Source organism: Clostridium sp. AF15-41, from assembly GCF_003604095.1.
In the GTDB taxonomy this organism is placed as follows: Bacteria; Bacillota; Clostridia; order Lachnospirales; family Lachnospiraceae; genus Coprococcus.
In genome coordinates this window covers 164,604-177,496 of the sequence record NZ_QTMQ01000002.1, presented here as the reverse complement: position 1 = coordinate 177,496, position 12,893 = coordinate 164,604, and the positions used below count along the sequence as shown (strand labels likewise).

At 42.0% G+C, this 12,893-nt stretch carries 10 protein-coding genes; 1 reads left to right on the top strand and 9 read right to left on the bottom strand.

Annotation, left to right across the window (positions count from 1 at the left end):
* Positions 1-83: 83 nt before the first annotated feature.
* The 6 genes from DWW43_RS02190 to DWW43_RS02170 form a co-directional block, all read right to left on the bottom strand.
* Positions 84-641, bottom strand: coding sequence for a phosphatase PAP2 family protein (locus tag DWW43_RS02190; RefSeq protein ID WP_119962656.1), 558 nt, complete (start codon positions 639-641; stop codon positions 84-86).
* A 113-nt stretch (positions 642-754) separates the two neighbouring features.
* On the bottom strand, positions 755-1,813 hold the full coding sequence (locus DWW43_RS02185) for a hypothetical protein (RefSeq protein ID WP_119962584.1): 1,059 nt from the start codon (positions 1,811-1,813) through the stop codon (positions 755-757).
* A 218-nt stretch (positions 1,814-2,031) separates the two neighbouring features.
* The gene (locus tag DWW43_RS12375) at positions 2,032-2,157 is read right to left on the bottom strand and encodes a hypothetical protein (protein WP_008401060.1); all 126 of its coding nucleotides are present in this window, start codon (positions 2,155-2,157) and stop codon (positions 2,032-2,034) included.
* An 82-nt stretch (positions 2,158-2,239) separates the two neighbouring features.
* The gene (locus tag DWW43_RS02180; RefSeq protein WP_008401058.1) at positions 2,240-2,704 is read right to left on the bottom strand and encodes an Hsp20/alpha crystallin family protein; all 465 of its coding nucleotides are present in this window, start codon (positions 2,702-2,704) and stop codon (positions 2,240-2,242) included.
* Positions 2,705-3,050: 346 nt separating this feature from the next.
* Positions 3,051-4,844, bottom strand: coding sequence for an ammonium transporter (locus tag DWW43_RS02175; RefSeq protein ID WP_192919818.1), 1,794 nt, complete (start codon positions 4,842-4,844; stop codon positions 3,051-3,053).
* A gap of 337 nt (positions 4,845-5,181) precedes the next feature.
* Positions 5,182-6,354, bottom strand: a complete 1,173-nt coding sequence (locus DWW43_RS02170) for a sugar transporter (protein ID WP_008401053.1) — start codon at positions 6,352-6,354, stop codon at positions 5,182-5,184.
* 475 nt (positions 6,355-6,829) lie between these two features.
* Here DWW43_RS02170 and DWW43_RS02165 point away from each other — a divergent pair, with 475 nt between their 5' ends.
* On the top strand, positions 6,830-8,251 hold the full coding sequence (locus tag DWW43_RS02165) for an alanine/glycine:cation symporter family protein (protein WP_118675625.1): 1,422 nt from the start codon (positions 6,830-6,832) through the stop codon (positions 8,249-8,251).
* A gap of 774 nt (positions 8,252-9,025) precedes the next feature.
* Here DWW43_RS02165 and DWW43_RS02160 read toward each other — a convergent pair.
* The 3 genes from DWW43_RS02160 to tagD all read right to left on the bottom strand — a co-directional run bounded on the left by DWW43_RS02160 (position 9,026) and on the right by tagD (position 12,892).
* Entirely contained in the window at positions 9,026-9,970 is a 945-nt protein-coding gene (locus DWW43_RS02160) for a D-2-hydroxyacid dehydrogenase (RefSeq protein WP_347475230.1), read from the bottom strand.
* Between the two features lie 962 nt (positions 9,971-10,932).
* Positions 10,933-12,486 carry a phosphatidylinositol-specific phospholipase C/glycerophosphodiester phosphodiesterase family protein gene (locus tag DWW43_RS02155; protein WP_119962582.1) on the bottom strand — a complete coding sequence of 518 codons (1,554 nt, stop codon included), beginning with the start codon at positions 12,484-12,486 and terminating at the stop codon, positions 10,933-10,935.
* A 16-nt stretch (positions 12,487-12,502) separates the two neighbouring features.
* Positions 12,503-12,892 carry a glycerol-3-phosphate cytidylyltransferase gene (gene tagD / locus DWW43_RS02150; RefSeq protein WP_044945138.1) on the bottom strand — a complete coding sequence of 130 codons (390 nt, stop codon included), beginning with the start codon at positions 12,890-12,892 and terminating at the stop codon, positions 12,503-12,505.
* Position 12,893 lies beyond the last annotated feature (1 nt).

Below are 12,893 nucleotides of genomic sequence, written 5' to 3'. Positions count from 1 at the left end.
ACTTTTACACCATTCTACTACATTCCTATGAAAAGAAAACGAAAATAAATGTTAAATTTTGTTAATTCTTTATTCGTCTTTATTCAGGTGATAACCAGCCCCCCATTTTCTTTCTGTCCGTTCATTGAACCAAACTTCAGTTTCTTTCTTGTAATCAGATATGCTATTACTCCACACAGAATTCCAACCAGAATGCCACCTAAGATATCGGTCGGGTAATGCACATACAGGTATAGTCTGGAAAATGCGATCAGCACCGCAAGCACCAGTGCCGGATACCGATATTTCTCTTTTGCAAAAAACAATGCAGTTACTGCTGCAAAGGACGCTGCCGTATGACCGGATGGGAATGAATAATCTGTCGGCTTCTTCACTAACAGGGAAATCGCTGTATTTACATCAAAGGGTCTTGTCCTTGCTACCGCATTCTTCAATATGCCATTACAAAGTATAACATCAAATACCAGTGCAAGTGCCATCAGGATTCCTGTCTTTCTGTGTTTCTTACTGATCAACAGCACGATCGTAAGTGCGATCCAGATGACCCCTGCATTTCCAAGTGTCGATACAAATGGCATCACTACATCAAGAAATGCATTTCTCATATGCTCCTGTATAAAATCTAAAATCGTTAACTCCATCTGATTCACCTTTTGTCCTCCTGCCTGTATGTAAATCGCACACTGTTTCTACCGATCTGCTCTGTCGCTTCACTTATGCAAGTGATTTTGTATGTCTTTCAGATAAGTATCATTTATTTTTCCCGGAGGATCTTCACACCACGAACAATCATGAATACACCTACGATCAACAATGCCGCTGACATTACCGTTGGAAACAAAGAACCCATAACAATCGTGAGGCTGGCCGTCTGAATGAGCATAAAAATAAAGCTAAGCACACTAATGCCATTTACTAATATAAAGCCGGCTCCGACTACAATACATATGACTCCGGCATAAATATTCGCGCCTTTCCGAACTGCGGAACCAACCTTTCTTGCCTGCTCCCGCTGTGCAGAATCCATACCCATGCCATTCATCATCTGATCAAATTCAGGCGACATACCGCTTCCATATACTGTACCACCACTATTCACCTGACTGGTATAGACCTTGTTTCCAGCATCTCCTGAAAATGGTGTGCCCGGAGTTCCCTGCTGCCATTGTGAATTCTGCCCGGTATCTGTAGCCCCTGGTGATGTTTTCTCGCTATTTTCTATTATTATGTCTGCCGGCTGACTGCCATACACACCATATAAGCTGTTGTATCCGGACTGACTATTGTATCCGGACTGGTCGTTATATTCGCCGTCATAACTTCCATATTCCGGCGTCTGATATGGCTGATATCCACCGTCCATTTCCTGTCCATTAATTCTATCACCGACACCGCCGCTCCATTGAACCCTGCCGGATTTCTGGTCTGCATCACCGCTGTCTCCTTTTAAAAAGTTACGAATTCCCTGGATCAGAAGCAGCACTCCTATGCCCCCGAAAAACAGAAGGAAAAGTCTCATGACACCTAGTCCTTTTGCAAAAAGGCCCACAAAGCCAAAACTCATGAATACCAAAGTTCCCAGAATGCAACCCAGTAATTGTTTGACCCGATTGGATACACTTTCCATCGAATTAATAAATAATACAACACCTGTCAATGCAAATATTAATCCGAATCCAAGTACGATCCCCCATGTTAAGATTCCACCCTGATCATACAGGGTTGTTATGCCCCATACTCCGAGTGCAAGCATCATCACGCCAAAGCAAAAGAAAACAAATGCTCCTATTTTTGCTCCTTTTTGTTTCTGCATAAAACCACCTCCGTTTATAGAGTATCACATAACTGTGGTTTTTTACACTTCTCCATGTATATTTTTTTGATTTTGTCACCAAAGCCCTTCGATGGAAATTCTTCCGATGATACTTCTGTTCCTATAAAGCAAAAAAATCCCCCGCACTTGTCTCCTGTAGTTCTTCGGGCTACAGGCAAATGCGGGGAACCTTTTCTTTGTTTGTTGATTTATTCACTCTAATAAGTATGTTTCTTTGACTTTGGTACTGCAGCTTCAACCTCCTGTGCATTATGATTAGCTGTTGCACATACCTTCTGAACTGCTTTCTTTTTCTTCAATGGATGCTTTGGATTCTTATCCATGATCTACACTCCCTTTCTTATATCTGTATACATATACATAAGGGGTCATGTTTTTATTCGCACGGCTCGATATCAACACATTTTATTCGATGGCAATGAAGTTCTCCTTTTCGATTGCTTCCGGTGCTTTCTTTGGAAGGGTCAGACGAAGAATACCACTTTCATATTTTGCATGTATATCCTTCTGACTGATACCGTCACCAACATAGAAACTTCTGCTCATGCTGCCGGCATAACGTTCACGTCTGATATACTTACCGGTCTTCTTATCTTTCTCATCCTTATCCAGACCTTTTTCAGCGGAAATAGTGATGTAGCCATCTTCCAGTTTGACATTTACTTCATCCTTCTTAAATCCAGGAAGGTCAATGTCTACTTCATAGCTGTCATCTGTTTCACGGACATCCGTCTTCATCATGTTCTTAGCATGTTTGCCATACAACGGGCTTTTCTCTGGAAACATTTCCTTTTCAAATTCCTTACCGAATGGGAAATCATCCATCCAATCATCAAATAAACTTTCTCCAAAAATACTAGGTCTTAACATAAGTCATTACTCCTTTCAATTTCAAACCAGTGTCGGAAATCTCAGCTCCTTATGGAACCTTGAGGCACTTAGACTTTTGTATGTTTAGCACTGTCAGAGAAACTGAAGTGTCGAATTTGTATGTTATAAGTTCCGGGATTCTTTCTTTTATCTTCTTTCTTAATCCCTTTCCTTATCTTTATCTATGTTATAGCACCGTTTATTAGCACTGTCAAGATGTGAGTGCTAATTTTGTGTGAAGATTTTGTGAACTATCTGATTTCCATTTCTACACTTAAAAGAAAAAGCCAGACCGGTGCTCACCGGCCTGGCTCTTTCTTCTATATAATTATAGGTTATTTGTAATTTACTCTACATCCTGTAAAGCTGCAAAGTCTTCCTCACCGGTACGAACCTTAACAACCTTGTCAACGCTGTATACGAAGATCTTACCATCACCGATATGTCCGGTATACAGAGCCTTCTTAGCAGCTTCAATAACTGCACTGACAGGAATCTTGCTGACTACGACTTCTACCTTAACCTTTGGAAGAAGGGTTGCATCTAATTCAACACCACGGTACATCTCGCCGGCACCCTTCTGGATACCACAGCCCATAACCTGATTCATTGTCATACCTGTAACACCGAGGTCATTTAAAGCTTTCTTTAAGATCTCAAACCGTGCAAGCTTTGCAATGATAACTACCTTGTAGATACCGCTTGGGGATGCTGTAACAGGAGCTTCCGCAACCTTGACTGCTGCATTCTTTAATGTGTCAGAAGCCTTATCATAATCAGCTACACCAAGATCTGTATTTTCATTTACATCCATTGTCATTGTATTTGATACATCAACAATACTGAAGCCGGCATATGCAGATGGAAGACCATGCTCGCATGAATCCAGACCAACAATTTCCTCTTCCTCTGATACACGAAGGCCGAAGATCTTCTTAATAAGAAGGAATGCAATTGTAATCGTAACTGCTGTCCAGAGGATGGTTGCGCCCATACCTACGAACTGAATACCGAGCTGCTTGAAACCACCGCCATAGAATAAACCTTTGGCTGCGATCTGGTTTGCACCATATGTTACACCATCACCGATACCTCTTGCAAATGCAGGAGCTGTATCTGTAGCGAAAAGACCAACTGCGATTGTTCCCCAGATACCATTTAAGCAGTGAACTGCAACAGCACCTACAGGATCATCAATATGTAATTTGTAATCTAAGAGCCATACACCGAATACAACCAATACACCGGCAACAGCACCGATCACGATAGCACCGAAAGCATCACAGACATCACAAGGAGCTGTAATTGCGACCAGACCTGCAAGAGATGCATTCAGACACATTGAAACATCAGGCTTACCATATTTTACCCAGGTAATGATCATTGCTACAACTGTTGCAACAGCAGGAGCAATTGTTGTTGTTACGAATATGGAACCAAGTTCTGAAACGGTTGTTGCTGCTGCACCATTGAATCCATACCAGCCAAGCCAGAGGATAAATACACCGAGACAACCGATCGGAAGGTTATGTCCAGGGAATGCATTTACTTTTTCAACCTTACCATCCTTGCCCTTTACAAACTTACCGATACGAGGTCCAAGGATTGCTGCACCGATCAATGCACAGATACCACCAACCATATGAATACAGTTAGAACCGGCAAAATCATGGAAGCCCATCTGAGCTAACCAGCCGCCGCCCCATGTCCAGTGTGCCTCAATCGGATAAATAACTGCTGAGATAACTGCTGAATATACACAATAAGAAATGAATTTTGTACGTTCTGCCATCGCGCCGGATACAATTGTCGCTGTTGTTGCACAGAACACTAAGTTAAATACGAAGTTGGACCAGTCAAAATTTGCATAATCAGTAAATATGTCAAATCCCGGTTTACCGATCAAACCAACCATGTCTTCACCAAGTAAGAGTCCAAAACCAAGAAGGATAAATACAACTGTACCAATACAGAAGTCCATCAGGTTTTTCATCAGAATGTTTCCGGCATTCTTTGCTCTGGTAAATCCTGTTTCTACCATCGCAAATCCTGCCTGCATCCAGAATACCAATGCCGCTCCGATCAGGAACCAGACACCGTACACTTCACCAGAAATTGCATCTAAAATTTCACTTGTCATAGTTCTTACCTCCTAAAACTCAAAAATGCGATACACGGAGACTTATCCATAACAGACGCCCCATTGCATCGCATTTTACTTCATTTTTCCCCTCATCCGGTCCGCGCGTATAGCCGGATATCAGGTTTTTCTTTGTCCTGTACCGGGGAACTTATACCTCCCGATAAAAGAAAAAGGCACTACGAATATTTCGTAGCGCCTTTGCTATGTCCATGAGTATAGCACCGGGGATTACTCATGTCAACGATAAATTTATATTTTTTTTAGAGATTATTAACCATGCCTTTTCCAACTGATCATCACAGTTTATAGTTTCGCATTCTATACAAGTATTTATCTACTTTCTCTTCATCTGTGGGATCAGTATAAAGCTGCAATACAGGATTGCTATAACTGCCATGATCCCCCCTGCAAATCCGATATACCCCATCGATGCATGTGTACATACCAGACCACCGATCCAGGTTCCGCATCCGATTCCCAGATTATAGATTCCTGAGAACATTGACATGGCCACAGCGGAGGCTTCCTCCGGAACCGCTTTGATCGTCTCTGACTGGAAAGTAACGCTAAATGCCGTTACAGCCATACCCCACAGCATACAGATCAATATCATTGTCCATGTAAATTTCGATGCCGGTTTCAGGCAAAGCATGACAACAGCGATCAATGTGATCGATGCACGGATAAAATGATATCTGTGTTTGTCATATACACAGGAGAACAGAAAACTTCCAAGAATTCCGGCAGCTCCAAACAACATTAAAGTTATAGTAACAAGATTATCCTTAAACATTGCTACCTGCTTCAAAAACGGCTCAATATAGCTGTAGCCTGTATAGTATGCACCCGCAACTAAGAACGACATTAATATGATCCCAAGCATAACCGGGTTCTTCAATATCACCGGCAGTTCTTTCATTTTAAAGGATGTACCGCCTTCAACCTTCGGAAATACAAATGCCATATAGATAAGGGCAAGAAATGCAACAACTGCAACACAGAAAAATGTCATTCTCCATCCTACATATAATCCAACGATCCTTCCAAGCGGAAGTCCAAATATCATCGCAATGGATGTACCGGTTACTACCATACTCATCGCAAACGACCTGAACTTCTCCGGCACGATCTTAACTGCTGCCGGTGATGCGATCGACCAGAAGACCGCATGTGCACAGGCAACTATGATCCTTGCCGCCATCAGCATCGCATATCCGGCTGCAACCGCTGATAATACCTGACCGATTCCAAATAATGCAATCGTTCCCAACAGCAGCTTTCGGAAGCTGATCCTTGATGCAAGCAGCATAAGTGGCAGTGATAACAGCATAACCGCCCACGAATATGCTGAGATCAGCATCCCCGCTTTTGCCTCCGTGATCTGAAAATCATCCGCGATATCGGTCAGAAGACCGATTGGCATGAATTCCGATGTATTAAATATAAATGCCGCTACCGTCATTCCGATGAGCGGCAGCCATTCCCTGATAGTTAATTTCTGATTCATTCTGTGATTATATCCTTTCCTGTAAAATTCCTGTATTTTCTATTTAAACATTTACCATTTTGCAACGCAGTCCGTTAATATATATTCTTTACCATGTAATGCAGTATGTTAATATGACTCCGTATTTTGCAACGCATTTATATGAAACCTATCTTGTATTATATGGTATTTTTTCCTATGAACCGCATCTGATATTATCCGGCATTTTTATTTCCATAGTAATTTTATTATCGGATTCCCAACTCCGCAAGTCAAAAAATAGTCTTCTTTTTGTAATTTTTGCTGTGTTTACCGCTGTTTTTTCACGAAATTAAACGAATTCTGTTGCATTAGCGTAGAAAAGTATGTATTATATTAAAATATTGTGTTATTTTTATAAATATTTGATTTTTCTGTAATATAATTCTTTACTTTATTCATATAATTTATGAGAATAACACATCACCACAATACAAAAAATGAAAAGGAGAAAATCATGTGGGCAACTGTAAATGAAATCTTAACAAAAATCGATGATTTTGTGTGGGGTCCTCCACTTATGGTCCTTATTATGGTCGGTGGAATTCTTCTCACAATCCGGATGGGCGTTCTTCAGATCCGCAAACTGCCATTAGCACTCAAATGGATGATCAAAAACGAAGAAGAAGGCGAAGGCGAAGTTACTTCCTTTGGTGCACTGTGTACTGCTCTTTCCGCTACGATCGGAACCGGTAATATCGTTGGTGTAGCAACTGCGATCGGAGCCGGTGGACCGGGAGCATTATTCTGGATGGTACTTGCTGCATTCTTCGGAATGGCAACCAAATATGCAGAAGGTCTTCTGGCTGTCAAATATCGTGTCGTTGACAAGGACAACCATGCACTTGGCGGACCATTCTACTATATCGAAAGAGGTATGGGATCAAAATGGAAATGGCTTGCAAAAATATTTGCTTTCTTTGGTATCTGTGTAGGTCTGTTCGGTATCGGAACCTTCTCTCAGGTAAATGGTATTTCTTCCGCTGTTAATTCATTCTTTGATCCTGACATGCAGTGGACGATTAATATTCCAGGGATCGGTACTTATTCATGGACCGTTGTTATCGCTTCCCTGATCTTAAGTGTATGTGTTGCACTCGTTCTGATCGGCGGACTGAAGCGTATCGCAAGCGTATCCCAGATCATCGTTCCATTTATGGCTGTTATCTATATTGTTATATGTGTGATGTTACTGATCTGTAACATCACTAAGATTCCTGAGGCTGTTGTTATCATTGTAAAGAGCGCATTCAAGCCTTCTGCTGTTGCAGGTGGTATCGCCGGTTCATTTATCGTTGCTATGCAAAAAGGTGTAGCGCGTGGTATCTTCTCAAATGAAGCCGGTCTTGGTTCTGCTCCTATCGCAGCAGCCGCTGCCCAGACAAAGGAACCGGTTCGTCAGGGTCTTGTATCCATGACAGGTACTTTCATCGATACCATCATTATCTGTACAATGACAGGTCTTTCCATCGTTCTTACCGGTGCATGGAAAGTAGAAGGTTTACAGGGTGTTCAGGTTACCACATATGCTTTTAACGAGGGACTTCCGATTCCTGCAACGATATCAAGCTTCCTGTTAATGCTCTGTCTGGTATTCTTTGCATTTACAACTATCCTTGGATGGGATTATTATTCTGAGCGTTGTCTGGAATACTTATCCGGCGGCAAAAAGAAATCCATCATGATCTACAGATGGTTATACATTCTTGCTGTATTTATCGGACCTTACATGACAGTTTCTGCTGTATGGACGATCGCCGATATCTTCAACGGACTGATGGCTATTCCTAATATGATCGCCATCTTTGCTTTAAGCGGTGTGGTTGTAAGGGAAACGCGTGATTTCTTCAGCCGTCATAATAAGCAGCCTTTTGAATAATATATACCGAAAAAGTTCCGGTCGTTATTTATACACTTTACATATTATTGCGCAAAACACTTCTGCTCTACCTACGTTGTAGCGGTACATAAGGCTGCAAAATGTGCATCCTTAATACCAACGCACCGGCAGGTTTACTGCATAACAGTAAATGTATAAATAGTTGACCGGGATTTTTTTCATCTCTCTTATATAAAGAGGGCTCGGAGGTACAGTTCCATACCTCCGAGTCCTCTTATTTTTTCTGTGCTCTGTTAATTCTTTTTCTTAGTTATATCAATTAAAGGTCGTATCCGCATCAGGTATTACGCCGTTAATTCTTTCCCTTAGCTATATAGTTATATAATTGGTGGGTATTAAACCACTTTATAACACTTCATACCACATCAAATTTTGTTTTTTGGGTATCTGCTTTCATTTTAATAATCTATACCCTTATCTCTACCTTACTTTCGGGTATTATCATCCATAGAAATCTTTCATACCCTGAAATCATTTTATTTCACACCATACCCATCTTCTTAATAATTTCCGGGTATTAGGTTGATCTTATATCATCTATACCCATATATGCATTCAGATTAATGACGATTCCGGGTATTAGGTTGATCTTATATCATCTATACCCATATATGCATTCAGATCAATGACGATTCCGGGTATCAGATTGATCTTATATCATTTATACCCATATATGCGTTCAGATCAATGACGATTCCAGGTATCACATTCAGCTTCCGCATATTAAGCTATCCCTGCGTTTTTTGTATAATGCTATCTCTTCTCAGCAAAACCTTTTACATGGTCAAGGACGATCTGCATCAGGCGGGTGCGGGCTTCGGTGCTTGCCCAGGCGATATGTGGCGTGATGAATAGCTTATGGCTGTCCTTTATAGCAAGCAAAGGATTGTCCGGCTGTATCGGTTCCGTCCGAAGGACATCTACGCCTGCGGCTGCGATCGTGCCCTGCTTCAAGGCTTCCGCAAGATCTTCTTCTACTACGATCGGTCCACGTCCAAGGTTCAGGAAGATCGCGGATCGTTTCATCTTTGCAAATGCCGCTTTATCCATCAGGTTCTCGGTATATTCATTTAATGGCGCATGAACCGATATAACATCAGATGTCCGAAGAAGTGTATTCAGGTCAACCTGCTCATAGCCCTCCTGTACCGGTCTGCCGGATGCTGAATAATAGATTACATGTGCGCCAAATGCCTTTGCTATATCCGCTACCTTCCTTCCGATCGCTCCAAGTCCGATGATGCCCCATGTCTTTCCGGCAAGCTCTGTAAACGGCTCGCCAAACCAGGTAAATACATCATTTTTCTGATATGATCCATTCTTTACATAATCATCATAATACCGAAGCTTTTCGAGCAGATAAAAGAGCATGGCAAATGTGTGCTGTGCAACGATCGTGGTGGAATATCCGGCTGCATTTCTCCATTCAATTCCCCGTTTATCCAGATAATCTTTATCCAGATTATTTGTTCCGGTTGCTGCTACGCAGACCAGCTTCAGATTCTGAGCAGTTCCGATCGTCTGCTCGTTTACCGGTACCTTATTCACGATGATAACATCTGCATCTACTACCCGCTCCGGAACTTCTTCCGGCTGTGACATTTCATATGTTACAACCTCACCCAAAGTCTCAAAGTCTGTCAAGTCAATATCTTCTCCTATCGTCTTACGATCCAAAAACACTATCTTCATAATCATATTTCCTTCCCTGTTTTATCTTTGTTATTCGATATTCCATTTACCTGTACCTGCTGTCAGCCGTGCTTGGTAAAAACAAGCTATCAACATATGCCGCATTCCATCCGCCTGTGCCTGCTGTCAGCCGTGCTTGGTAAAAACAAGCTATCAACATATGCCGCATTCCATCCGCCTGTGCCTGCTGTCAGCCGTGCTTGGTAAAAACAAGCTATCAACATATGCCGCATTCCATCCGCCTGTGCCTGCTGTCAGCCGTGCTTGGTAAAAACAAGCTATCAACATATGCCGCATTCCATCCGCCTGTGCCTGCTGTCAGCCGTGCTTGGTAAAAACAAGCTATCAACATATGCCGCATTCCATCCGCCTGTGCCTGCTGTCAGCCGTGCTTGGTAAAAACAAGCTATCAACATATGCCGCATTCCATCCGCCTGTGCCTGCTGTCAGCCGTGCTTGGTAAAAACAAGCTATCAACATATGCCGCATTCCATCCGCCTGTGCCTGCTGTCAGCCGTGCTTGGTAAAAACAAGCTATCAACATATGCCGCATTCCATCCGCCTGTGCCTGCTGTCAGCCGTGCTTGGTAAAAACAAGCTATCAACATATGCCGCATTCCATCCGCCTGTGCCTGCTGTCAGCCGTGCTTGGTAAAAACAAGCTATCAACATATGCCGCATTCCATCCGCCTGTGCCTGCGGTCAGCCGTGCTTGGTAAAAACAAGCTATCAACATATGCCGCATTCCATCCGCCTGTGCCTGCGGTCAGGGTGGAGAGAAAACGCGTTCCATTTCCTATTCTGCCCGCACGCCTATTTGCCGTCAGTCGCCCTAACTCACCCTTATGGGTTCAGACAAGGGCTTTGTGCCGGCATCATAACGGAAATTACACTTTATGTTTTCCTCTCCACCCTGACAGCAGGCACAGGCGGATAGAACATCGGAAAACCTAGAAAATATGGGAGAATCACCCAAGATCCTCCCATATAGCTACCATCACTAATTTCATGTTTCGTTTTACCTTCCAGACAGGAATGACCGCCTCATCTGCAAATATGTAAGGTATGACATCCTTTGTCTCATCGAAATCCTTCTTGATATGATACAATCCATCTTTACAATACCAGAATGTATTTCCATCTAAGGTTACGCGAAGCTTCCAACCAACGAAACGTTTTCCCGGAACCGAAAATTCACATTTACGAAGTGTTCCTGTTCCGTCATTCTCCCAAACCGTTTTGTCCTTGTACTCCAGATTTCCCTTCTTCGTCTGTAAAAACTGATCTTGAACATCTTCTGAATAATGATTTTCTACATCAGCTCGGTCACTGTTATAGCATATATAGAATGGAAAATATCCAAACCCATCCGCCTCATCCAACAGCTCCTCTGTAACAAAATCCGTACAGATTGTATCAACACCGGAATCCAACAGGTGTTTTGCATAATCTGCATCTTTCTTAATCGTATAGCAAAATACATACAATCCTGCATTATGAACTTTATGAATCATTTTCTCATTCACATAATTCATCCGAATAGCTATGCTGCATATTCCATGATCCAGACAATACGTAATAATGGAATCAAGCCTTTCCGTCCGCCGTCCAATCAGATACATATAATTTTTAAAAAGATATACAGAATCTATCTGTTCATACATTGTCTTATTGTATACCTGTACCAGCAGTCGATCCAGGAATGCCTCATCATGCTGAAAATCATCCAACAAAATTTCTGTGATTTCTTTAATTTCATTTCCATCTTTCTTACTATGAAAATCCACCTCAAACCTGTAGTCCGGTTCGTCCTTTACTCTTTCATAAAATTGTCTCGCATCCATGATCGGATTCCCATGAATCGGCATATTCATCACACGTTCATATGTCATGTTATCAAAATCCGGTTTATATGTAATTCCGAGACACTTGCAGTTACTCGGCGACCAACCATGACTAAGTACCAACCGACCATCAGTAGTATAGGAAAAATCGATCTCAAAATCCTTATAACCTGTTCCTATCCCATGCTCCAGTGCTGCCATCGTATTATGATAAGTCTTGTCATCCATGCCACCAAATGCATGTCCCATCAAAGGCTTTGAGAATATATCTGATCCGCAGTTCACGCGAATTCCATGCTTATCTTCCCACTGTGTGACAAAATAAATACTATTCTCATCCTTATACAGCTCTTTCACTGATGATCCAACCGGAAGCAGCATTTTTTCCGGCATATCCGCCTCTGTTCTGTGCCAGTTTCCATCCGTACAGTACCATTCCCATACAGCAGGAGTCCGTCTTCTGGCATAAAACCCGATACAGTCTGCATCTTCTCTTACAAAAGGGTTCTGTAGTTTCGGATATGAGAATCCGCTCCATATAGTACTGACAAAACGCCGGTCACAATCTGCCGATTCTGTCTTATTATATTCTTTGTCTACTGATGTTGCACCATTTCCTACATATACAAGTCTTCTTGTCTTATGCTCTAACTTCAAATGTGGCACATGAACCTTCATGCTGATTAACCGCCTTTTATTTTCCTAAATCATCTTTGATCTGTGTCGTTGAGATATCCGGTGTTCTTGGCAGATATACAACCTCACACTGCTCTTTTAAGAAGTCAAATTTTCCTTCCCAATCATTTCCCATAACAAAGGTATCTACTTTAAATTCCTTGATATCTTCTTTCTTCTGCTCCCAGCTTTCCTCCGGAATAACCAGATCTACATAGCGGATTGCTTCCAGAAGCTGTTTTCTTTCTTCATATGAAAAATAACATTTCTTCTTCTTCTGATTCCAGTTAAATTCATCTGTTGATAATGCAACGATCAGATAATCGCCCATCTCTTTTGCTCTGCGGAGCAGGTTAATATGTCCATAATGGAGCAGATCAAATGTTCCATACGTAATTACCTTCTTCATA